The 21,459-nt window shown below is 60.5% G+C and carries 22 protein-coding genes; 12 read left to right on the top strand and 10 right to left on the bottom strand.

What is annotated here, in order from left to right; translation table 11 throughout:
* Positions 1-132: 132 nt before the first annotated feature.
* Entirely contained in the window at positions 133-1,218 is a 1,086-nt protein-coding gene (locus ACGHIZ_RS09825) for a carcinine hydrolase/isopenicillin-N N-acyltransferase family protein (protein WP_390447789.1), read from the bottom strand.
* Positions 1,219-1,379: 161 nt separating this feature from the next.
* Here ACGHIZ_RS09825 and ACGHIZ_RS09820 point away from each other — a divergent pair, with 161 nt between their 5' ends.
* The 3 genes from ACGHIZ_RS09820 (at position 1,380) to ACGHIZ_RS09810 (ending at position 3,844) form a co-directional block, all read left to right on the top strand.
* Positions 1,380-2,765: a M18 family aminopeptidase gene (locus ACGHIZ_RS09820; protein ID WP_390447786.1), complete on the top strand. Its 1,386-nt coding sequence runs from the start codon at positions 1,380-1,382 to the stop codon at positions 2,763-2,765.
* Positions 2,766-2,979: 214 nt separating this feature from the next.
* Positions 2,980-3,360: a translation repressor RelB gene (locus ACGHIZ_RS09815; RefSeq protein WP_195624968.1), complete on the top strand. Its 381-nt coding sequence runs from the start codon at positions 2,980-2,982 to the stop codon at positions 3,358-3,360.
* Between the two features lie 16 nt (positions 3,361-3,376).
* Positions 3,377-3,844 carry a PIN domain-containing protein gene (locus tag ACGHIZ_RS09810; protein WP_195624967.1) on the top strand — a complete coding sequence of 156 codons (468 nt, stop codon included), beginning with the start codon at positions 3,377-3,379 and terminating at the stop codon, positions 3,842-3,844.
* Positions 3,845-4,079: 235 nt separating this feature from the next.
* Here ACGHIZ_RS09810 and ACGHIZ_RS09805 read toward each other — a convergent pair whose 3' ends face one another.
* From ACGHIZ_RS09805 to ACGHIZ_RS09795, 3 genes are all read right to left on the bottom strand, one after another.
* Complete coding sequence (locus tag ACGHIZ_RS09805; RefSeq protein ID WP_250787705.1) at positions 4,080-5,015, bottom strand: D-2-hydroxyacid dehydrogenase; 936 nt, start codon at positions 5,013-5,015, stop codon at positions 4,080-4,082.
* Between the two features lie 129 nt (positions 5,016-5,144).
* The gene (gene map / locus ACGHIZ_RS09800; protein ID WP_055286839.1) at positions 5,145-6,032 is read right to left on the bottom strand and encodes a type I methionyl aminopeptidase; all 888 of its coding nucleotides are present in this window, start codon (positions 6,030-6,032) and stop codon (positions 5,145-5,147) included.
* A gap of 74 nt (positions 6,033-6,106) precedes the next feature.
* Positions 6,107-6,883: a radical SAM protein gene (locus ACGHIZ_RS09795; protein ID WP_117640218.1), complete on the bottom strand. Its 777-nt coding sequence runs from the start codon at positions 6,881-6,883 to the stop codon at positions 6,107-6,109.
* A 176-nt stretch (positions 6,884-7,059) separates the two neighbouring features.
* Here ACGHIZ_RS09795 and ACGHIZ_RS09790 point away from each other — a divergent pair, with 176 nt between their 5' ends.
* The 3 genes from ACGHIZ_RS09790 to ACGHIZ_RS09780 all read left to right on the top strand — a co-directional run bounded on the left by ACGHIZ_RS09790 (position 7,060) and on the right by ACGHIZ_RS09780 (position 10,332).
* A complete protein-coding gene (locus ACGHIZ_RS09790) occupies positions 7,060-7,857 on the top strand; it encodes an alpha/beta fold hydrolase (RefSeq protein WP_158558631.1) in 798 nt (265 codons plus the stop codon).
* 211 nt (positions 7,858-8,068) lie between these two features.
* The gene (locus ACGHIZ_RS09785; protein WP_390447780.1) at positions 8,069-9,952 is read left to right on the top strand and encodes a diguanylate cyclase; all 1,884 of its coding nucleotides are present in this window, start codon (positions 8,069-8,071) and stop codon (positions 9,950-9,952) included.
* A gap of 23 nt (positions 9,953-9,975) precedes the next feature.
* Entirely contained in the window at positions 9,976-10,332 is a 357-nt protein-coding gene (locus tag ACGHIZ_RS09780) for an Hpt domain-containing protein (RefSeq protein ID WP_117840239.1), read from the top strand.
* Positions 10,333-10,437: 105 nt separating this feature from the next.
* On the opposite strand, the gene ACGHIZ_RS09775 is transcribed toward ACGHIZ_RS09780, so the two are convergent.
* From ACGHIZ_RS09775 to ACGHIZ_RS09750, 6 genes are all read right to left on the bottom strand, one after another.
* Positions 10,438-11,247 (bottom strand): gamma-glutamyl-gamma-aminobutyrate hydrolase family protein, encoded by an 810-nt coding sequence (locus ACGHIZ_RS09775; RefSeq protein WP_117846427.1) that lies wholly within the window; start codon positions 11,245-11,247, stop codon positions 10,438-10,440.
* 52 nt (positions 11,248-11,299) lie between these two features.
* Positions 11,300-12,064, bottom strand: coding sequence for an amino acid ABC transporter ATP-binding protein (locus ACGHIZ_RS09770; RefSeq protein ID WP_117746439.1), 765 nt, complete (start codon positions 12,062-12,064; stop codon positions 11,300-11,302).
* A 37-nt stretch (positions 12,065-12,101) separates the two neighbouring features.
* Positions 12,102-12,935: an amino acid ABC transporter permease gene (locus tag ACGHIZ_RS09765; RefSeq protein WP_117629933.1), complete on the bottom strand. Its 834-nt coding sequence runs from the start codon at positions 12,933-12,935 to the stop codon at positions 12,102-12,104.
* Positions 12,932-13,591, bottom strand: coding sequence for an amino acid ABC transporter permease (locus ACGHIZ_RS09760; protein ID WP_022094657.1), 660 nt, complete (start codon positions 13,589-13,591; stop codon positions 12,932-12,934). Before ACGHIZ_RS09760 ends, ACGHIZ_RS09765 begins: the two co-directional genes overlap by 4 nt.
* Positions 13,592-13,729: 138 nt before the next feature.
* Positions 13,730-14,722 (bottom strand): glutamate ABC transporter substrate-binding protein, encoded by a 993-nt coding sequence (locus tag ACGHIZ_RS09755; RefSeq protein ID WP_390447773.1) that lies wholly within the window; start codon positions 14,720-14,722, stop codon positions 13,730-13,732.
* A 457-nt stretch (positions 14,723-15,179) separates the two neighbouring features.
* A complete protein-coding gene (locus tag ACGHIZ_RS09750) occupies positions 15,180-16,961 on the bottom strand; it encodes a 1-deoxy-D-xylulose-5-phosphate synthase (protein ID WP_390447770.1) in 1,782 nt (593 codons plus the stop codon).
* Between the two features lie 228 nt (positions 16,962-17,189).
* Between ACGHIZ_RS09750 and ACGHIZ_RS09745 the strand changes: the two genes are divergently transcribed.
* From ACGHIZ_RS09745 to ACGHIZ_RS09720, 6 genes are all read left to right on the top strand, one after another.
* A complete protein-coding gene (locus ACGHIZ_RS09745) occupies positions 17,190-17,747 on the top strand; it encodes an HD domain-containing protein (RefSeq protein WP_117584135.1) in 558 nt (185 codons plus the stop codon).
* 3 nt (positions 17,748-17,750) lie between these two features.
* Positions 17,751-18,770 carry a putative ABC transporter permease gene (locus ACGHIZ_RS09740; RefSeq protein ID WP_233502699.1) on the top strand — a complete coding sequence of 340 codons (1,020 nt, stop codon included), beginning with the start codon at positions 17,751-17,753 and terminating at the stop codon, positions 18,768-18,770.
* A gap of 26 nt (positions 18,771-18,796) precedes the next feature.
* Positions 18,797-18,943 carry a P-II family nitrogen regulator gene (locus ACGHIZ_RS09735; RefSeq protein ID WP_390447766.1) on the top strand — a complete coding sequence of 49 codons (147 nt, stop codon included), beginning with the start codon at positions 18,797-18,799 and terminating at the stop codon, positions 18,941-18,943.
* A gap of 87 nt (positions 18,944-19,030) precedes the next feature.
* Complete coding sequence (locus ACGHIZ_RS09730) at positions 19,031-19,888, top strand: HAD-IIB family hydrolase (RefSeq protein ID WP_118094721.1); 858 nt, start codon at positions 19,031-19,033, stop codon at positions 19,886-19,888.
* A gap of 471 nt (positions 19,889-20,359) precedes the next feature.
* Positions 20,360-20,485 (top strand): hypothetical protein, encoded by a 126-nt coding sequence (locus ACGHIZ_RS09725; RefSeq protein WP_255413239.1) that lies wholly within the window; start codon positions 20,360-20,362, stop codon positions 20,483-20,485.
* 255 nt (positions 20,486-20,740) lie between these two features.
* A complete protein-coding gene (locus ACGHIZ_RS09720) occupies positions 20,741-21,451 on the top strand; it encodes a TetR/AcrR family transcriptional regulator (protein WP_390447762.1) in 711 nt (236 codons plus the stop codon).
* Positions 21,452-21,459: the final 8 nt, after the last annotated feature.

Genomic DNA, 21,459 nt, shown 5'->3' with positions numbered 1-21,459 from the left:
CCTTCCGGGCAAGTTATAACATGCGCATAAGTTTACCCCCGCACACTGTTGATACGGGGGTAAAACGTGTTAGCTCAAGCGTATGGAAATGTAAGCAACGTCAGGGAACGTAAGGTCGACGGGCCTGGCTCCTTACAGTGCGAAGGCATCGACGTTGCCCCAGTGGCGGCGCAGCGTGATGGCGGCAGCGGGCTCGGTATTGTCAAAGACGACCGACCACTGCGTGTTGCTGGTGATGTCTTCCGGATTGGGCTTTTGCGCCGCAGCGCGTAGGGCCTTCCAAGCGACTGCCTCGTCTTGGGCGCCGACATGGGCGTCAAGGACATCGGCGATTGCGACGGCGCGCTCTTTACCATGGCCCAGCTCGCCATTCTTTTGGTTGGGCAGCACTTCGTCGCCATAGCAGGCGTAGAAGTTCGTGACCTGGCGAACAGGGGTCGCTTTGAAAGCACGGTCCGGATCGCGCGGATCCCACTCTACTACGCGCGCGTCACCGGCGGCGTCGTTGATAAAGAAGTGGTAATCGCGTCCTGCCATGGCGTGCATGTCGTAGGCGGAAAGCAGGTCGACAGCTTCTTGCGTGGTGGCGGCACGGTCGAGCACCAGACGGATGGCGAGTGAGGTATTGATGACGGGGCGTTGCGCGTCCTGGTCACAGGGCTTGGAATCCAGAGTGAGTACGGCAATGGACACGCCGCATTCGTTAACACCGTCGAGCTGGGCAAACGGGCCCATGAGTGCGGCGGCACGTCCGGCGACGGAGTCAAGCGGAGTGTTATCGCCCAGGTTGTTAAGGGCGGCAAACCCGATGGAGGCATAGCCGTCGCGTGGGTGATTGCGCACCAGCAGTGCCGAGGTGTCGTCCTTAAAGTCGTAATTGCGACCGGTGCGCACGCGGCCTTCGGCATCTACGGCGACAAAAGCGCTGCAGGCAAACTGGGGCGCCTGGACATGTACCGGCACACCGGGCAGCACCTGCGCCACCACGGCATCGATGTAGGCCTGGTCGTCGCGCACGCCAGCGGCGATGATGCGATCAAGATCGTAGTCGTAGGCGATGTCGATTGCGTACAGGTCATAGCTATCCGCGTAGCCGGTCAAGCGTTTGAGCGACGCGGCGGACTTGATTTGCTTGCGGTAAACGATACCGGTGGCAGCGGCAAGGCCGACGGCGACTCCCGCGACACCGCAGGCGATGGCAATGTTACGTGGCTTCATGACGGCTCCTCTCGTCCTGTTAGCGTAATTGTCGCAAAAGGAGCGCGGGCATGATGGCTCAACTTGGTGAGCGGCGCGGGATTAAACATGGAATGAAGAGTGCGGCGCTGGCGTGGCGGGGTATGCTGGAGGGGACCATCAACCCAGCGAAAGGGGAGAGCATGACGGATCAGGAAACGCCCGAGCGCGCGCACGTGACGGCCGACGATATCGAGGCCGCCAACGACCTTATCGACTTTATCGAGGCGTGCCCCAGCATGTTCCATACGGCGGCGACCATTATGGCCGAGCTCGACGAGGCGGGCTTTACCTACCTGCCCGAGAATGCGGCGTGGGACATCGAGCCAGGCGGGCGTTATTACACGCAGCGCAACACCTCGAGCGTTGTTGCCTTTAAGGTGGGCGAGGACCTGGCTGCTACGTGGGGCGAGGACGGCGTTGCCGGCGACTATCATTTTCAGCTCACGGCGTCGCACAGCGATTCGCCGACGTTTAAGGTCAAGGCCGTGCCCGAGCTCGACGGCGCAGGCGAGACGCTGCGCCTGAACACCGAGGCCTACGGCGGCATGATCGACTACACCTGGTTCGACCGCCCGCTGGCGCTCGCGGGCCGCGTGTTGGTACGCGAAGGCGACCGTATTGAAAGCCGCCTGCTTGCCACCGAGCGCGAAGTCGCGATTATCCCGAGCCTTGCCATCCATATGAATCGTGGCGTTAACGAGGGCTTTGCGCCCAACCGCGCCGTCGACCTGTGCCCGCTCATCAGCGCCGGTGAGCTTAAGCAGGGCGATTTTGATGCCCTGGTTGCCGACGAACTGGACGTTGAGCCCGAGCAGATCCTGGGCCGCGATCTGTTCCTGGTCAATCGTCAGGATGCGCGCATTTGGGGCTGGGCCGACGAGTTTATCTCGACGCCCAAGCTTGACGACCTGGCCTGCGCCTACACCTCGCTGCAGGCATTTTTGGGTGCCGAGAACGCGCACGACGTTTCGGTCTTTTGCTGCTTTGATAATGAGGAGGTTGGCTCCGAGACCAAGCAGGGCGCCATGTCGACGTTCTTGGCCGACGCGCTGCGCCGCATTAACGGATCGCTGGGCTTTGACGACGAGTCGTATCATCGCGCCCTTGCCGCATCGATGCTCGTGAGCTGCGACAACGCGCATGCCGTGCACCCCAACCACGCCGAGAAGTGCGACGCCCGCAGCCAGGTGGTGCTCAACGGCGGTATCGTCATCAAGGAGGCAGCCAACCAGCACTATTGTACCGATGCCTTTAGCCGCGCGGTGTTCCAAGCTATTTGCGATGACGCCGACGTGCCCACGCAGGCCTTCGCCAACAAGAGCGATATGGCCGGCGGATCCACGCTCGGCAATCTGTCCAATATGCAGGCGAGCATGCATGCCGTGGACGTGGGCCTGCCGCAGCTGGCCATGCACTCGAGCTACGAGACCGGCGGCGTGCGCGACGTGATGTACGCCATCCGCGCCCTCACGGCTTTCTACGAGCGAAACCTAACCATCAACGGCGCCGAAAGCGCGGAGCTCTAAAACCTGCTAAAAGGGACAGGTTTATTTTGCAGGTTTTATCTGGGCAAATGCAAAGGGTGAAACCGAGCTAGATCGGTGGTACGTGGCCGCCGAGGTGCAGTGCACCTCGGCGGCTTTTTGTGCACAGAGTGCGGCTAATGCTAATAAATACTATACGTGCTTTACGTATCTACCATAGAGTTTTATGATGATTTTAAAGTATTAAGGAGGGGTCATGACCACAACAGCCGCTCAGATCAACGTACGTCTCGATGCCGATCTTAAAAGGAGCGGGGACGCCGCTCTCTCCAGGGCCGGTATGACGCCGAGCCAAGCGGTGCGAGCGCTCTGGCAGCTTGCAGCGTCGCTGGCCGATCGCCCCGGTGCGCTCGAGGATATCCTGCTGCCCAGTCGTGTCCGGGCGGAACAGCGCGAGCGCGAAAAGGCCGCTAAACGTAAGCTCGAGCTCATGGATCAGGGGTCGAAGCTGTTCGCTGCCGCTTGCCGTGAGTCGGGAATCGATATGGTCAAGGCTCAGCCCTCGGGCGATGAAGAACTCAAACGGAACGCCTACGCGGATCGCTACGGCGAGGAGATGAGCTGGCTCTATGAGTGAGGCTCCAAGGCGCATCTTGGTTGACACCAACGTGTGGCTCGATTACTTCATTCCCTCACGACGTGGTCGTTCGGTGGCGATTGAGTTTTTACGCGATGCATGCACGGCGCAGGTGGATTTGCTGTATGCGGCGACATCGTCCAAAGATCTGTTCTATTTGATTTCGAGCGAACATAAGGCGTGGTATCGGCGCGAGCATGGCTCGCTATCCCAAGATGCCGCCGTGGCGGCGACATCACTTGCATGGGATTGCCTCGACGTGTTGTCGCAACTTGCCACGCCGGTACCCTGCGACCTGAGTGACATATGGATGGCGAGCAAGCAGCGTAAGCTCCATAGCGATTACGAAGACGATTTAATCATTGCGGCAGCAATGCGCGCAAAGGCAGACCTTCTGGTCACCAACGATGCCAAACTCTGTTCACACGCACCCGTCGCAGCAATGAGCGCAGAAGACGCAAAGAATTACTTAGCAACGCTCTAGCAATTTGAAGACCCTGCAGGTCGAATAAAAGTCAGCGAGAGCCCACAGGTAGGGCCGCGCCAGCAAAGCGCCGCAGGTTGAACAAAAGTCAGCGAGAGCCCGCCAGAGTGAGCAAGGTGCCTTGAAAGAGGAGGGCATTGACCTTCTGGTCATGCCCGACGATTGAAAGGCAGATTGCCGCTCTGGCGGGCTCGCAGCGTCGAGGGGTTCCGGCGTTTGGAAAACGCCGGAACAATCAGTGTTCGATCCAGCAGCGCAGGGTCTCGCCGGCCTGCAAGTGACGCAGATTCTCTGCGGCAATGTCGACCACATTGTTGAGCGTAGCCTCCAAGTGGAACCAACCGGAGACGTGCGGCGTGATGAGCATGTTGGGCGCATCCCACAGCGGGCTTGCGGCGGGCAGCGGCTCGGGGTCGGTGACGTCGACCGCGGCGCCGGCGAGATGTCCCGACTCCAGAGCGGCAACCAAGTCCTCGGCGACCACAAGATCGCCGCGACCGCCGTTGGCAAAGAAGGCGCCCGGCTTCATCGCGGCGAAGAACTCGGCGTTCGCCAGGCCGCGGGTCTCGGGTGTGCTGGGCATAAAGGATGCGACGACATCGGCCTCGGCCAGGCGCTCAGACAGGGCATCCATGCCGTCCATGTCCTCAAATACAATGGGGTAGACGAGCGGATGGCGCTTGATGCCGCGGACGTGTGCGCCCATGCTGCGGCAGAGCGTGGCAAAGTGGCCGCCGATATCGCCTGCGCCCAGCACCAGCACGTTGGCATTTTTGAGCGAGGTAACCGGCCCCAAATCCTCCCAGCGATGCTCGCGCTGCAAGTCGTGATAGCCGGGCAGGCGCTTCATCATAGAAAGAACCATGGCAAACATGTGCTCGCTTACGGCCTGGCCGTAGGCGCCCACCGAGCAGGAAAGCTTAGCGTCGGCTGGCACGGTGCCGGCGGCCAAGTAGTCGTCATAGCCGGCGGTCTGCAATTGCAACAGCTGGAGGTGCTTGCACGCGGTAAGCAGGGCAGGGTCGATGTTGCCCAGGATCACGTCGGCATCGGCGACCTGCTCGTGCGTGGCGGCGTCGGCGCTCGTGTAGATAAAGTCCTCGCCCGGAGCGCTCGACTCAAGAATTGCGCGATGACGGTCGTTGACGGGCAACAAAACCAGAATGTTCACAAGCAGTCCTCTCCGCTCGACCTGCCAAAAAGGGACAGGTTAATTTTGGCAGGTTTTATCAGGCAAAACGCTCAAATAAAACGCCGGATGCAAGACGGGCGTGCCCGTCGGCATCCGGCGCATCCACAGCTACCAGCTGAGCAGCTCGTAACCGTCCTCGGTCACCACGAGCTGTACCTCGCACTGGGCCGAATCGCTACCGTCCTTGGTGCGCACACACCAGCCGTCGCCCTTGCTGATCTTAATGTCGGGCGCTCCGGCATTGACCATGGGCTCGATGGTAAAGACCATGCCCGGAGCCATAATGGTGTCCACATCGGGCGCCTCGGTGGTAAAGCCCACAAACGGGTCCTCGTGGAACTCCTTACCGATGCCGTGTCCGCCGTACTCGCGCACCACGCTAAAACCGGCGTCCTCGACCGTCTTTTGCACGGCCTCGGCCATCACGGACAGCGGTAGCCACGGCTTGACGGCGGCCAGACCCGCCTCCACGCTGGCGCGAGTGACGTCGACCAGGCGCTGACGCTCGGCCGAGACCTCGCCGATGCAGAACATGCGGCTCGAGTCGCTAAAGTAGCCGTCAAGAATCGTGGAACAGTCCACGTTGATGATGTCGCCCTCGTGCAGCACGTCCGTATCACAGGGGATACCGTGGCAGACCACATCATTGATCGAGGTGCACACGCTTTTGGGGTAGCCCTCGTAGTTGAGATCGGCCGGCGTGCCACCGTGCTCGACGGTGTAGTCGTAGATCATCTGGTCAATCTGGTTGGTGGTCATGCCCGCGGCGATGTGCTCGCCTACGTAGTCGAGCACGCCCACGTTGATGGCGGCGGAGCGCTTGATGCCCTCGATATCGGCGGGCGTCTTGTAGAGCGTACGGGGCAGAACCTCCCAGCCCTCCTCCCACAGGCGCTCGAGGCGCTCGTCGAAGGCGCTGTGACATTTCTTATATTTTTTGCCGCTGCCGCACCAGCAGGCGTCGTTGCGGCCGGGTACGGGTCCTTTGTCATACATGGCTAACTTCCTTTCATCCGCAGCTAGTATAGCCCACCCCATCAGCCAAGTACCGGGTAGTCTGTGCGGTTCTGCTAGTAGCTCACCTGGCAGGGGATGCCGAGCGCGCGCACGCGTGCGGCGATTGTGTCGAGCACCACGGGCGCTGCTTTGGCAAGGCCGGCGACCGGTGTCTCGCGCGCCACCGTGTAGATGGTCGCCTCCTGCGGGCGAATGCGCTCGAGCGCCGCGAGCCAAGGGCCGACGTACGCTTCACCAGTGTTATCGAGGGACTTGCCCTGGTACTCGCCGTTCAAAAAGATCGTCTGGATAATAACGTGGCCGTTAAAGCTCGCGAACGTCTCGATCTGGTGCTCGACGTCGTAGGGGCCAACGGGCTGGTCGAGCAGCTGGATAAAAGCCGGGTCGACCGTATCGAGCTTGAGGATGTTGTCGTCGACCATCATGAGCGCATCGTGCACAGCGGGCTGGTCAGCGCGCGTGCCATTGGAGAGCACGGCGATCTTGGTGTTCGGGGCCAGCTGGTCGCGAAGTGCGATGGCGCCGGCGATAGCCTGCGGAAACTCCGGTGCGGCGGTGGGCTCGCCATTGCCGGCGAAGGTGATTACATCGGGCAGCTCGCCCTCGGCTGCCATCTCGCGCAGCTTGGCCTCGAGTGCGTCGAGCACCCCGGCGGCCGTGTTATACGGCTCATGGCAGGGGCGCTCGGCGTTAAGGCCGTTCTCGCAGTAGATGCAGTCGAACGTGCAGATCTTGCCCGACGCCGGCATCATGTTGACACCGAGCGAAAGGCCCAGGCGGCGACTGCGCACCGGTCCAAAGATGGGGCTGGCATTTAAAAACGTAGACATAGGCATATGCTCCTTGGGACAGTTGTGCCTAAGCATAGCATCGGTGCCAAAGTCTGATTCGGGCTTGTGCTTTTCAGATTTCGTTTTTTCACGCTGCCCTCGATGTCCGCGCTATGAGAGGTTCCCGGTTGGGTACAGTTAATGCGTTAACAAGGTGCAAGGCGATGGGGCACAACATGGATTTTACGGTCGAGAATGCGGGCACCACGATTGCCTGTCGCGAGTTTGCCGAGCCGGGCGTGCCGTCGGATGCGCCTGCCTTGGTGTGCGTGCACGGCGCTTGCGTCGACGGCACATTTTTTGACGGGATCGCCCGCGAGCTCGCCTGCGGCTATCGCGTAATTGCCTACGACCGCCGCGGTTGCGGCGAGAGCGGCGATGCCGCGGACGGGCGCTACGACCTCGCCGCCCAGGCCGCCGACCTGCAGGCCGTTATCGAGCATGTCGGCGCCCCGGCAAATGTCCTCGCGCACAGCGCCGGTACGCTGGTGACCCTGGAGCTTCTCCGTACAAACCCGGCCATTGTCTCGCGCGCGATGCTGCACGAACCCGCCGTGAAAAACGAGGGCGCTGGCCTGGGCACGGCCCCGGTTTTGCTCGAGATGATTGCTGCGGGAAAGGTCTCGAGGGCATTAAGAGCCTTCCTGAGTGCCATCAGTGATTCGGATCCTCAAGCTCCCAAGACAACCGAGGCGGAAGCCAAGCATGCCCTGCGCAACGGCCGCAGCTTTATGGCAAACGAATACGGGATCATTATGACCTGCGTTCCCGATTGGGATCGCGTCCGCGCATCGAAAACAGTGGCCGCCGTGTTTTTGGGCGAGCTCTCGATTGGCACGCCCCGCGAAGCGGGCACGAGAGCGTCGGCTGAGCTTTTGGGCTGTCCGCTCGTAACGGTCCCCGGCGCGCACAACGGGCTGCGCGATCGACCGGTAGCGGCTGCCCAGGCCGTCCGTGGCGTCCTAGGGTTCTAGCAGCCGCAATAATCAAAACGGGCTTTTCCCGTAAACATTTCGACCGTGTTAACAGATGCGCCCAGAACCTTACGGCTGCGGCTTCAGCCCTACCGTCTGCCAACTCATGAAAAAGAAACGGTATTCACGTGCGTACCTGCATCGACAAGGTGCTACCCTTGTAACATTTGGCACCCACTGCTACCAAGCAAAACTACTGAAAGGGCCCCCTATGCTCAATAATCACGAGGCCAATCTAACCGACGAGGAGGCTGCCGCCGAGGTCGCCCGTGTCGCGAAGACCTACCCCGTGGTGCGTTTGCTGTCTGTCGATCAGATTAAGGGCGATCCTAACTGCCTGCTCGCCGGCGAACGGTGTCCCTGTCTGCGCCAGTCAAGTCTTGAAGCCTTGGCGGCGGGTTCCGATGAGGTGTCGGAACGGCTGCTCAACGATGGCGTTGAGTACCGCGCTCGCCTGCGCTCTTTGATGGTTGAGGGCGAGCCTCACGTTCTGCTGATGGTGCGTCCGATTGATGAGCAAGAGGCCGCGGAAGAGGACCTTGTCTACACCGACGTGCTGACGAGCGTGCGCAATCGCCGATATTACGAGGAAAAGCTTCGCAGCGCCCGCATGAATGCCGGCGTTGCGATGATCGACGTTGATGATTTTAGGGCCTTCAACGATACGTGTGGCCGTCATGCCGGCGACCTTGCGCTCGGTGCTGTGGCGACAGCCATACGCAGCGGAATCCGTTCGACTGACGAGCTTGTGCGCTATGGCTGCGACAAGTTTGTGGTTGTCATGCCCAATATTCCCTCCGATGACTTCACCCGTCGCCTGCATCAGGTGTCCGATGCCGTTCATTCCACGATTATTCCGGGCCATGAGTACGTGAGCTTGACGGCATGTGTTGGTGGCGTTCGCATTCATGGCGAGACGGTCGATGAGGGCGTTGGCCGCGCTGCTCAGTTACTGAGCCGCGCTAAGGCAAAAGCCGGTACGGTCGTGACCGATGCCGATTCCATCGAGGCCTTCCAAAGCGAAAAGCCTTTGGTGCTTATCGCCGATGACTCCGAGATGAACCGAGCCATTCTCAGCGAGATGCTCAAGGACGAGCATTGCATCCTCGAGGCCGATAACGGTCGTGCGGCGCTCGACATGGTCGACCGCTATGGCGATGAGTTGTCGCTCGTGCTGCTGGACATTGTGATGCCGGGCATAAGCGGCTTTGAGGTGCTGGCCGATCTGTCGCGCCGATCGGGTATCGATAATCTGCCTGTCATCATGATTTCGAGCGAAGATTCCGATGATGCGGTTCTGCGCGCGTACGAGCTGGGCGCCTCAGACTATATCAACCGCCCGTTTGACTCCCGTGTCGTGCGCCGCCGCGTAAGCAACACCATCCGCCTGTACGCCAAACAGCGCCGCCTGACGAACCTGCTGTCCCAACAGTACAACGAGCGCGTCAAGAACAGTCGCATGCTCATCGACATCATGGCCGGCGTCATGGAGCTTCGCAACGGCGAGAGCGGTAGGCACGTTACGAACATCGAAAAGCTGACCGAGCTGCTGCTTGGCTATCTGGTCCAGCGTAGCGGCACGATCTCCCTCGACAATGAGGAACGCTCCACGATCGCCCTGGCTTCGGCGCTGCACGATATCGGCAAGATGTCGATTGACGATGCGATCCTCAACAAGCCCGGGCGCCTCACGCCCGAGGAATTCGAGATTATGAAGACGCATACCACGATTGGCGCCAACATGCTGCTCGAGCTGGGCAGCCATCACGCCGGCAATGCGCTTATGGAATATGCGTACCAGATTGCGCGTTGGCATCACGAGCGCTGGGACGGCAAGGGTTATCCCGATGGCCTTAAGGGCGACGAAATTCCCATCGCCGCGCAGGTGGTTTCGGTGGCTGACGTGTACGATGTACTGACGAGCGTGCGCGTGTACAAGGATGCTATCCCGCACGAGGAAGCGATCCAGATGATCTTGGACGGTAAGTGCGGTACCTTTAACCCGCTGCTGCTCGACTGCCTGCTCGAGGTGCAAGACCGTATTGCCGAAACATTGGCGCGCCCTGCTGAGGTCGTTGCGCTTCCTACGATTTAGTTTGACCAAAGGAGTTTTAACCCATGATTTCCATGCGTGAGGCGTATGAGAAGATTGGCGCCAATTATGATGACGCGTGCGCTCGGCTGATGGGCGAGGAGATGCTTGCCCGCTTTGCCCTCAAGTTTTTGGATGACGAGAGCATGGACAAGCTGGAGGCCGCCATGGCGGCAGGAGACGCCAAGGAAGCGTTTATGGCAGCTCACACGCTCAAGGGCGTGAGCCAGAACCTGGGATTCGATAATCTGTACGAGCCGGCGGTCGTGGTGACCGAGGCGCTGCGCGGCGCCGATGCCGTTGACGGCGCTCGCGCGGGAATGCATGCGTTGCAGCAGCAATATGCGGCTACGATGTCGGCCCTGCGCGAGGTGGCCGAGTAAGAGGCTGTGAGCCTTGGGCTGCGTGCCAGCCGCGTACAGGCAAAAGGGCGCCCCGCCGGACCATGTGGCCGGCGGGGCGCCCTTGTCTGTTGTGCGGTTCGCGAACTAGCGGGCCTGCTTTACCTTGGTCGCTGCCTCGACAAACGACTTCCACAGGTTAAAGTCGGTCTCGAGCGTCTGCCAGGTGTACTCGGGATGCCATTGCACGCCCAAGCAGAATGGCTGGCCTTCGACCTCGATGCACTCGGGAACGCCGTCGGTTGCCTTGGCGACCAAACGCGTGCTCTTACCCAGATGATCGACGCAGCAGTGGTGTGCGGAGTTGGTCTGGATCAGCCTGTGCCCGCCAAGCGCGCGCTCCAGCAGCGAGCCCGGCACGACCTCGACGGGATGCACGGGGTCGTTGAGCACGTGGGTATGGCGCCACTGCGTGCGGCCCTCGCGAGCGCCCAGGCTCGGCACGTCCATGCACAGGGTGCCGCCAGTGGCGACATTGAGCAATTGCGTGCCACGGCAGGTGGTAAAGAGCGGCTTTTTGGCGCGGAGCACCTCGCCGACCAGCTTAAACTCAAAGCTATCGCGGATCTCGCAGCAGAGGGTGGGGTCGTAGGGTCGTTCATCGCCCCAGCGTTTGGGGTTGACATCCGGGCCGCCGGGAATAGCGATACCGTCGGCGATATCGACGTAATGGCGGATGACCTCAATGTCCTCGGTGATGGACATCTGCAGCGGCAGGCCGCCGGCGGCAAGGATGGCATCGACAAAGACACTTGCGATTTCCTCGTTGGGGGAGAGCGTCTCGCTTAAAAACGGCTTCGCCTCTTCCCAGCGCGGCGCGACGAGGATGAGCGGGCGGTCGGCGGGATCGACGTCGACGTGCGGGGTGTATGACGATGAAGTGCGAGTTCCGATCATAGGTGTTGCTTTCGAGTTTGGATGGTCATGGCGAGCGAACATGGCAATTGGGTTAGTGGCCCTTGATGGAGTTGAGGAAGTCCTGGGCGCGCTTGGTCTGGGGATGGTCGAAGAACTCATCGGGCGTGCCGGTTTCCACGATCTGGCCATCGGCCATAAACACGACACGGTCGGCCACGCGGCGGGCAAAGTTCATCTCGTGCGTAATGACGATCATCGTCATGCCCTGCTGCGCCAAGCGCACCATGACCTCGAGCACCTCATTGATCATCTCGGGGTCAAGGGCACTCGTGGGCTCATCGAAGAGCATGGCCTTGGGCTGCATGGCAAGAGAACGGGCGATGGCCACGCGCTGCTGCTGGCCGCCCGAAAGCTGTGCGGGTACCTTGTCGGCCTGCTCGGCCACGCCCACGCGGCTCAGCAGGTCCATGGCGCGCTCACGAGCCTCCTCCTTGGACACGCCCAGCACATCGACCGGTCCCAGCATGACGTTCTGCAGTACCGTCATATGTGCAAACAGGTTGAACTGTTGGAACACCATGCCCAGCTCGGCACGCATGCGGGCAAGGTCTTTGCCTTCCTGCGGCAAGGGCTCGCCCTCGATGAGGATCTCGCCCGAGTCGATGGTTTCCAGGCGATTGATGGTGCGGCACATGGTCGACTTGCCCGAGCCCGAGGGGCCGATCACCACGACGACTTCGCCGCGGTCGACCGAGAGATTGATGTCGTTGAGAACGTGCAGGTCGCCGTAGTGCTTATCGACGTGCCTGAGCTCGATCAGCGGCTGATTGCCGGTGGAAGAGGTGCTCTGTGCCATGGTGCTCGGCTCCTTATGACTCGAAATGGTAAAAGCGTTAGCGGATGATCGTCGCGCCGGTCTTGTGCGAAACGTAGACAGCGGCCTTGTTGATCGCGACGTTGATGAGGATGTAGATGACCGCGATAACCAGGTAGACCGACACGAGGGCGTCGTAGTTGGTAATGAGCACGCGGGCATTTTGCATGAGGTCGGGGTAGCTCACCACATAGGCGACGGTGGTGTCTTTGACTACGACCACGAGCTGCGAAATCAACGACGGAATGATAAACCGAATCGCCTGGGGCAATACGATTTTAAAGGTGATTTTGGCCTTGGAGAGACCGAGCGCCTGGGCTGCCTCGACCTGACCACGCGGCACGGCGTTGACGCCGGCGCGGAAGATCTCGGCAAGTACGCCGGCTGCAGCGAGCGCGACGGGAAGCGTGAGCATCCAAAACGACGGCAGTGAAATCTTGTACTGAGGCAGCACCAAAAAGAAGAAGTAGATGAACAGCAGGCTCGGCACGCCACGGAAGAAATCGGTGAGCACGCGGCAGACCAGCTGCAGCGGCTTGATGTCGCTGGTACGGCCGAGCATGAGGGCTAAGCCCAGTACCAGCGCGATGGCGCCGGCGGTGAGCGCGACCTTAACCGTGCCCTCAAAACCGGCAAGCAGGAACTTCCAGGTGGTGAGGTGCGTAAAGAAGTACCAGTAATGGACCGAAAGCTGGCCGGTCACATAAAAGCGCTGCAGTACCAGAGCGATGAGCGCGGCCACGGCAACAAGTGAGATGGCGGTGCCGACGCGAATCTTGGCGCGCATCTTGGGGCCGGGAGCCTCGTAGAGCGCATCGCGCATGGTGAGCGCAGAGGTGGAGTGCTTGCTCATCGGAGGATCCTCACCTTCTTATCGATATAGTTGCCAATGTGGCTCACCACAAAGGCCGTGCCCAGGTAGCCGAGCGCCGAGATAAAGAACGCGGCGACGCCGCCGAGCGAGCGCGTGTTGATGTAGCTCACCACGCCGGTGAGCTCCTGCGGTTTAAGCGGCACCTGACTGCCGAGCGCGGTGGTGAGCATGACGGCGATAAAGAGGTTGGTCATGGGCAGCACGCTCGAGCGCAGCGCCTGCGGAATCACGATCTTGGCGAGGATACGGCTGAAGCTCATGCCCAGCGAGCGGGCGGCTTCCACCTGGCCGACACCGACGGTGTTGATGCCGCTCATAAAGTTCTCGGAGCCAAAGGCAGAACCCAAGAGCACTGTGGCGACGATGACGCAGGTGCGGTAGGGCAGGACGACCTTGAGCGGCGGCAGCGCGTAGACGACGATAATGAGCAGCGCGATGCCGGGGATGTTACGGAAGACCTGGACATACAGGTCGCCAAAGACGCGCAGCGGCTTGAGCGGCGACACGCGCATCACGGTGACGGCGACGGCCAGCACCATGGCGATGGCAAACGACTCAAGCGTCATGCCCCAGGTTGCTAGCAGCGCGTCGATATAGTTCTGGCCATAGAGCGACCAGAGCTCGGAGAGACTCATGCGGACCTCCCGCCGGTAAGGAAAGGGGCTCCCGTGTGTACGGAAGCCCCGACAACTCAGTGAGGAAACAGTTTAGCGCAATAAAGCGCATCGTGCGTTTCCATATGGTTTCGTAGCGGCCGTTACTAGGCTCGCTGCCTAGGCGCCGATCTCGGGCAGCTCGGGAACATTGGTGTCGCCCGTACGGTCACCAATGCAGATCTGCCACAGCTCGGTCCAGGTGCCGTCATCCTCGATCTTCTTAAGGAAGTCGTTGACAAAGGCGACACCGTCGGAATCGAGCGGCAGGCCGATGCCGTAGGGCTCCTTGCTGCCGAAGGGCTTGCCGGCAATCTTGTACTTGCCGGGCTCGCGGACCAGGGCGCTCTGCTGCATGTTGTTGTCGATGACGTAGGCATCGACGCGGCCCTGCTGGAGTGCCTGACGTGCCTCCTCGTCGGTCTTGAACTCCTGCTGGCTGGCCTTGGGGGCAAACTCCTCCAGGATGGCGGGGCCGTTGGAGCCGGACTGGACGGCGACGTTCTTATCGGCCAGGTCGTCGACGCCCTTGATGTCGTCGTTATCGGTGAGCACCAGGATAGCCTGCTGGGTGTAGTAGTAGGGGCCGGCGAAGGAGACGAGCTTCTTGCGCTCGTCAGTGATGGTGTAGGTGGCAAAGACGGCGTCGACCTGGCCGTTCTGCAGGACGGACTCGCGCGTGTCCGAGGTCACCTGGGTGATCTCGACCTTGTTCTCGCCCAGAATGTAGTTGGACAGGAGCTGTGCGATACCGGCGTCGAAGCCGCGGGTCTGACCGTCCTTCTCGTTGAGGAGGGAGAAGAGCGTGGAGGTCTGGACGCCACCAATCGTAAAGACGCCGGCATCCTTGACGGCCGTAGCCCAGGTGCTGGCGGCGATGGCGTCGTCATCGGCCTTGGGGCCGTCGTTGACGAGCTTGTCGAATGCCTTGGCGTCGAGCGTGGCGGAAACCTCGGTATCCTCGGAGCTCTTGGAGGAACCGGCGGAACCCTTGTCGGCCTCGGTGCTGGTGTCGGAGCAGCCGGCAAGACCAAGGCCGGCGACGGTTGCGAAGGTGGCGGCGACGAAGCCGCGGCGGTCGAGAACGACCTGCTGGGAGAGGTTCTTGCTCATGGTAGAACACCTTTCTCAATAAAATCCCTAGCGGTTGAGTAGAGTTATACCCTATCCCACTCAAATGGGTCAACACGAAATAACTCAGAAACATACTTACCTTATGGGTTATTCTACCTACCAAAAAGGGACAGGCACCTTTGTGGTGGTTCTGGCCGATGCAGCGGCATGCCTTGCTGTTTTGTCTCGATCTGTAACATCTGCAGCCATTTTTGCCGAGTAACTGTTACAGATTGAGATTTTCTCTTCAGGGGGATTCGAATGTCTCGATCTGTAACAGTTAGACGGACAAAAGCTCCCTTTCTGTTACAGATTGAGATAAAGGTTTGGGACTAAGACGTCTTATCTAGATCTGTAACAGTTAGACGGGAATTCGGGCCCTAGATGTTACAGATTGAGATAATCGCGCCGCGAAAATAAAAACCTCCGCAGGGATGCTTCCCTTGCGGAGGCTTTCTTACTCGTTGAGTAGTCTCACGGCTTCGGCGGCCATGGTCTCGACCGTCATGCCGTTCTGAGCGAGCAGCTCGTTGGGGTCGTAGCGGTCGGGGAAGCCCTTGGCGATGCCGAAGGTGCGCGTGCGCACGGGCGTGCAGGCCAGGTAACACGCCACACGCTCGCCCCAACCGCCGTCCAAGACGCCGTCCTCGAGGGTGACGACAACGCGATGCTCGGCGGCAAGGCTGTCGAGGAACTCGCGGTCGAGTTCGGTTGCGAAGCGCGGGTTGACGAGCGTGGCCTCGATGCCGTACTCGGCAGTCAGACGGTTTGCCACGCGCTCGCCCAGCTCAAAGAAATCGCCAAGCGCGAGCACGGCAACGTCGCGGCCCTGGCGCACGACGTTGTAGCGAGCGACGCTGTAGTCGGTGCCTTCGGCGGGCGCAAGGTCGGGACGGCTCACCAGGCCAATGCCCGGTACGCGGATCGCCACGGGATGCTCGCGGTGGTCGAGCGACCAGCTCAGCATGGACAGATATTCCTCCATGCAGGCCGGCGCCAAGTAGCGCATGTTGGGAAGACCGCCCAGCATGGAAATATCAAAGAACGAAAGGTGCGTCTCGGATGTGGTGCCAAAGATCGACGCGCCAAACACCAGGATGGTTGCGGGGACATCGTTGAGGCACAGGTCGTGCCACAGCTCGTCGTAGGCGCGCTGCAAAAACGTGCCGTACACACCAAAGACTGGCTTGGCACCCGAGCGCGCAAGCGCGGTGGCAAAGGTGACGGCGTGCTCCTCGGCAATGCCCACATCGACGAACTGTTTGCCGGCGGCGGCGCGAAGCTCGGGTGTAAAGCCCATGATGTAGGGCGTGGCGGCCGTGATGCCCACGACCTGCGGATCGTGCTCGATGACGGCGCTGAGCGCCTCGCCCGTAATGTCGGCATAGGTGCGCGGCGCAGGCTCGCTCGGATGGCCCGGGCAGAGCTTGCGCCCAGTCGCCATGTCAAACGGACCCACATGATGCCAGCGCTCGGGGTCGCTCTGGGCTGGCTCAAAGCCCTTGCCCTTTGCGGTGGAGACGTGCAGCACGATGGGATGATCGATATCGCGCAGCTCCTGCAGCGTGTCGACCAGGGCCAACACATCGTTGCCGGTGTCCAGATAGCAGTAGTCGAGCCCCATCGCGCGGAAAACGTTGCGCTCACAGGTGCCGTTGCTGGCGCGTAGCTCGGCCAGATTGCGATACAGGCCACCGTGGTTTTCGGCGATGGACTGGTCGTTATCGTTGACGATGATGATCAGGTTGCTGTCGAGCTCGGCGGCATTGTTAAAGCCCTCAAACGCCAGACCGCCCGAAAGCGAACCGTCGCCAATGATGGTGATGACGTTGTACGCATCGCCCGCCAGGTCACGAGCGTGCGCCAAGCCGCAGCCCAGGCTCACCGACGTGGAGGTGTGGCCCATGGCGAACAGGTCGTGCTCGGACTCGTCAGGATTGGCAAAACCAGAGGCCTCGCCGTAGCGTGCCGGGTCGATATAAGTGTACGCGCGCCCAGTCAGCGCCTTGTGGGCGTAGGTCTGGTGCGAAACATCAAAGACAATCTTGTCGATGGGGGAGTTAAACACGCGATGGAGCGCAACTGTAAGCTCAACGACGCCCAGGTTGGGGGCAACGTGCCCGCCGACGGCGGCGGAGCTTTCGAGGATGGCGTGGCGGATCTCGCCGCAGAGCAGCGGAAGCTCGGCGCGATCGAGAGCCTTGACGTCCTCGGGCGTTGTCGTTTGCGTAAGCAGCATCGTTGTGGGTTACTCCATGCGAATCGTGCGCCGGCACTCCCTCGGCCGGCACAATTGCACAAGACAGTCTCGCACATTTTGGCGTTTGATATGTGACGGCGGCGCGGTAATTCGCCAACTGGTGGGGCAAAACGTTTTGTCCGATGCCATACTGGTAAATTCGATGATGATTTTATTCATTGCGCGCAGGCCGCGGCTTGCCGCCGAGCGCCGCCGGAAGGAGGCCGCATGTCCGATACCGTTCGTGCCGAGAAAATCGCGCGCGAGGTCGACGATGCCGCCCGTCAGCTTGCCCAGGCGGGCCGCTTGGACCTGATGCATGAGTTTATCCAACATGGCGATGTGACGGTCTATACGCATGTGACCTCGGTAGCGCGGGCAAGTCTGTCCTTTGCCGAGCGCCTGGGCCGCGTCGGTATCTCCGTCGACCGCTTATCGCTGCTGCGCGGGGCCCTGCTGCACGATTACTTTCTCTATGACTGGCACGATCCCGACCCAAGCCATCGACTGCATGGCTTTCGTCACCCGTTTTTTGCCTTGGCGCGTGCGGAGGAAGATTTTGAGCTGACGCCGCGCGAGCGGAATATTATCGTACGGCATATGTTTCCGCTGGTACCGGTGCCGCCGACGTGTCGTGAGGCATGGATTGTGTGCCTGGCGGATAAATGGTGCGCACTGCGCGAGACGATTGCCGGCCGTCTGCCGCGCAAAGGCGGCGCGAACGATTTGAACGAGGGCCCGAGTGACGGCTCGAGCAAAGAATCGAACGAAAAGAGGAGTGGGTAGACGGTGGGAACCGCGATCGACATGGCATTTGACGGCGCGACGCTTGCCGCCTGTCCGCTCTCGGCGCTGGTACTCTCGTTTGCCTTCTACGGTTTTTGCGGCTGGGTATGGGAGTCGACAGTCTGCGCCATGCTCAACCACGGACGCTTTGCCAACAGCGGCTTTTTGCTAGGGCCGTGTTGTCCCATCTACGGTGCGGGCGGCATTGCGTGCTGGTTGCTGCTGCGTGGAATCCCAGACGCCTCGAGCCAGTTTGTCGCTGCCGCGCTCGTATGCAGCGTGATCGAATATAGCGTGGGCGTGCTGTTGGAAAAAACGACGGGTGCCCGGTTTTGGGATTACTCGCATCTGCCGTTTAACCTGCACGGACGCATCTGCCTGTACTGGGCCTGCGCGTTTGGCTTGGGTGCGTTGTGTATTTGCCGTTTAGTGGAGCCGGCATTGCTGGGGCTGCTTGGCCATCTGCCGGTGCTAATCGTGCGCTTGGCCGCCTTTATCGTCGCGGTCGCGATGATGGTCGATGCGGTGTGCTCGTTGGCGAGCTGGCGGCGTCTGTCCGATCAGCTTGAGCGTGTGCGTGCCGACCTTGCCGACCGCATCAATGAGTCGCTTGCCGACGCCTCCGACTCTATGCTCGAACGTATTCCCGATTCGGCGATTGACTCGGTGGCGCAGACGCATATCCGCGGTCGCGCCGTTAACGCTTGGCTGGCCGAGCTGGGCGACGCGGCGCTCGATGCCCTGCGCGAGAAGACTTCGATGCCGACGTTTATCTCGGATGGTGCTCGCGGCCTGGCGCTCGCTGCCCGCCGCGTGGCCGATGCCGCGCCGAGCATGCCGCGTCCGTCGCTCGGTCGTCGCCTTGCCGGCAAGCGCATGAGCCGCCCGGTACCGAGCGTGTCACTCAGCCGCCGCGACCTACGCTTCTTTAACGCCTTCCCGCGTCTGCGCATCAATCGTTACGAGGGTGTCATTCGAGCTACCGACCTCCGCGACCGAGCCCGCGAGCTGTTCCGGCGCTAGCTGGGACGGGCGCGCTCACGGCTCCCTTGCTTGCGTATTTCCCGTTGGTTTCGCGTCCGTTGCCGCTCCGTTTCCAAGATTACGGCACCGTTGGAGATGGCACGATCTGGGTCGAGCCGGTCGAAGAAGTCATCCGCATCCGCACCGGCGAGCACGGCCCCGCCGCGGTGTAGGACAATCTTTCGCCTGACGGGCGTGCCTCTCTTGGGGCACGCCCGTTCTCGTCTACAATATCGTGCAGACGAAGGAGAGGCACGCTCATGATCAAGATGTTCGCGAGTGATTTAGACGGAACGCTGCTGAACGCACTGCATGAGGCGGATGGGACCATCCGCCGTGCCATCCGCGAGCTGACCGGGGCTGGCTTGCATGTGGTTCCCGCGACTGGACGCTCGACGTTGCCGATCGGCGAGCATGGCTTTACGGGCCTGGCGCTTGACGCCTGCTGCTCCAATGGGTCCATCGTGCGCGACAGCCATGGTGAGGTGCTCAAGACCTGGACCATCGATCCGCAAGTCACTGAGGAACTGCTCAAGGCGTTTCCGGACATTTGCTTTGATTGCTCCACGCCCGATGGCATGTACTCGAGCGGTTCGTTCGAGATGCATCAGGCGGGCTTTAAAAAAGACAGTCCTATCAAGCGCATCGTGATGCGCGGCATGCGTGCGCGTGGCGGGTATCACGAGGAACAGTATTTCGACCAGTCGATTGGTGACATCCTGCGCCACGATGTGTGCAAGATCAACTGCCGTGTGACCTCGCCCGAGTTGGAGCGTGACCTTAAGGCATATCTTGCCGAGCGCTCGGACCATGTGGTCAACGCGCCGTTCGATCCGGTGATGTTCGAGATCACGGACGTGGCATGCAACAAGGGCGAGAGCGTGGCCTGGCTGGCGGGCTACTACGGTATTGCCGAGGACGAGGTCGCGGTCTATGGAGACGGCGGCAACGACATCGCCATGCTCAAGCGTTTCCGCCACAGCTACGCGACCAAAAACGGCAGCGATGCAGCCAAGGTCGCCGCGAGCGCAACTATCGGCAGCTGCATGGTCCACGCCGTCCCCAAACACATGCTCGCCACCATGCGCACGCAGAACTCCCGCACCATCATCGAATAATGTGACAAAGGGACTGTCCCTTTGTCACATGGGAGATACCGGCTTTTGGCGTATAGGACTATTACGCTTTCGCCACCAACAAATTTCGAGTTATTCGGCCTGTCGGAGGACGTTAAATGGCTAAAGATGCCCTCTCGGGAACATTCATGCCTCTAATGGTGTTTGATTCGGTGACGTAAGTGCGCAAATGGGCATGTATACGCTCAAATAAGGACAAAAACCCTCAGATAATCCCGGCGGTGCATTTATACAGAACCAGTAGCGTGGCCGAATAACTCGAAAAATGTAGGTGGCAGTTCGGCGACAAGCTCGGGTATGGCAAAGGAACTGTTCCTTCGCCATACCCGAGCTCCGATCTTCTGAAATACGAACAAACATTCGCATATCTAACTGCGCTTTGATAGAATCGGTATCGTTGACGGCAGTTCCATGTGCCGGGCAGCGCCCTCCATCTGATGGGAGGTGATGCCCATGACCGATTTGATTGATTTCGTGAAGCTCCTGACCGCTTTGGTCTCGCTCCTCACGACGCTTATCGGACTTTCCGAGGCACTCAAGCAACGTTCGAAGCAACGTAAGAGGGGTCGCCGCCGTTAAGACGTTGACCCCCTAAAACAAGCAACGGCGCTGCCCAGCTTTCCAGAACTTGGGCTGCCGTCGACACTATTCTACCCACGAATGACATTTTGGACAATCGACAATGCCGCTTCTAAAAGCTGAGCGCAACCTAATGTGACAAAGGGACAGTCCCTTTGCCACAATCTAAATATTGCCTTTACGTGTTGATGCACACGGTGTGCAATAATACTCGCACTGTGCAATAGCGCACAGGCTGAGTAACAAGGAGGACGCTTGTCCCAGCTCGAGAAATGCGACCGCCGATCCCTTCGCTCGCAGCGTGCCCTTCGCCAGGCACTTGCCAGCGAGCTTGCCGAAAGCGGCGACCTTTCACGCATTAATGTCGCGTCGCTCACCGAGCGCGCTGGCCTTACGCGTCGCACGTTCTATTCGCACTACCGCGATATCCCCGACTTTATCAATCAAATCGAGGACGGATTGCTGGCCGAGATCCGTGAGCGCATTGAGCTCATCACCGCAGCTCAGCTGCCCGATCTTTACCGTAACATTGACGAGCTCGAGCCGGCGCCCGGTTCGGTTGAGCTGCTGCGTTATCTTGCGGCCAACCGCGACTTAATCGGTGCGCTGCTGGGTCCGGGCGGCGACCAGGCCTTCATTAAAAGGATTATCGACACCGCACGTGAGGCCGTGGCGCCGCGTGCGCAGACGGGCATTTTGGGCCTGGCGTTAGGCACGTTCTTTGACTACTACGTCACCTACGTCGTGAGTGCCGAGGTCGGCCTGATTCAGCGCTGGTTTGAGCGTGGGCTCACCGAATCGCCCGAGACCATAGCGCGCATCATGACGGTTATCGCCTTTGTGCGCCCCGGCGACCTGTATGGCCAACCCATCGATATCAACGTGCCGGAATACGGCATGAAGCTATTGAATCTGCAGCTCGAGGACGCGGTCGACACCGCCGCAACCGTCGAGTCCAACAACTAAGAGGAGAG

Origin of the sequence: Collinsella sp. i05-0019-G5, assembly GCF_042851345.1 — a bacterium.
In the GTDB taxonomy this organism is placed as follows: domain Bacteria; phylum Actinomycetota; class Coriobacteriia; order Coriobacteriales; family Coriobacteriaceae; genus Collinsella.
The sequence above is the reverse complement of the archived record's forward strand: the minus strand, read 5'-3'. Positions and strand labels throughout refer to the sequence as shown.

Coding starts and splice junctions, on each gene's coding strand:
- ACGHIZ_RS09825 (WP_390447789.1), bottom strand. CDS start 1,218: ATGAAGCCACGTAACATTGCCATCGCCTGCGGTGTCGCGGGAGTCGCC.
- ACGHIZ_RS09820 (WP_390447786.1), top strand. CDS start 1,380: ATGACGGATCAGGAAACGCCCGAGCGCGCGCACGTGACGGCCGACGAT.
- ACGHIZ_RS09815 (WP_195624968.1), top strand. CDS start 2,980: ATGACCACAACAGCCGCTCAGATCAACGTACGTCTCGATGCCGATCTT.
- map (WP_055286839.1), bottom strand. CDS start 6,032: ATGTATGACAAAGGACCCGTACCCGGCCGCAACGACGCCTGCTGGTGC.
- ACGHIZ_RS09795 (WP_117640218.1), bottom strand. CDS start 6,883: ATGTCTACGTTTTTAAATGCCAGCCCCATCTTTGGACCGGTGCGCAGT.
- ACGHIZ_RS09790 (WP_158558631.1), top strand. CDS start 7,060: ATGGATTTTACGGTCGAGAATGCGGGCACCACGATTGCCTGTCGCGAG.
- ACGHIZ_RS09785 (WP_390447780.1), top strand. CDS start 8,069: ATGCTCAATAATCACGAGGCCAATCTAACCGACGAGGAGGCTGCCGCC.
- ACGHIZ_RS09780 (WP_117840239.1), top strand. CDS start 9,976: ATGATTTCCATGCGTGAGGCGTATGAGAAGATTGGCGCCAATTATGAT.
- ACGHIZ_RS09775 (WP_117846427.1), bottom strand. CDS start 11,247: ATGATCGGAACTCGCACTTCATCGTCATACACCCCGCACGTCGACGTC.
- ACGHIZ_RS09770 (WP_117746439.1), bottom strand. CDS start 12,064: ATGGCACAGAGCACCTCTTCCACCGGCAATCAGCCGCTGATCGAGCTC.
- ACGHIZ_RS09765 (WP_117629933.1), bottom strand. CDS start 12,935: ATGAGCAAGCACTCCACCTCTGCGCTCACCATGCGCGATGCGCTCTAC.
- ACGHIZ_RS09760 (WP_022094657.1), bottom strand. CDS start 13,591: ATGAGTCTCTCCGAGCTCTGGTCGCTCTATGGCCAGAACTATATCGAC.
- ACGHIZ_RS09755 (WP_390447773.1), bottom strand. CDS start 14,722: ATGAGCAAGAACCTCTCCCAGCAGGTCGTTCTCGACCGCCGCGGCTTC.
- ACGHIZ_RS09750 (WP_390447770.1), bottom strand. CDS start 16,961: ATGCTGCTTACGCAAACGACAACGCCCGAGGACGTCAAGGCTCTCGAT.
- ACGHIZ_RS09745 (WP_117584135.1), top strand. CDS start 17,190: ATGTCCGATACCGTTCGTGCCGAGAAAATCGCGCGCGAGGTCGACGAT.
- ACGHIZ_RS09730 (WP_118094721.1), top strand. CDS start 19,031: ATGATCAAGATGTTCGCGAGTGATTTAGACGGAACGCTGCTGAACGCA.
- ACGHIZ_RS09725 (WP_255413239.1), top strand. CDS start 20,360: ATGACCGATTTGATTGATTTCGTGAAGCTCCTGACCGCTTTGGTCTCG.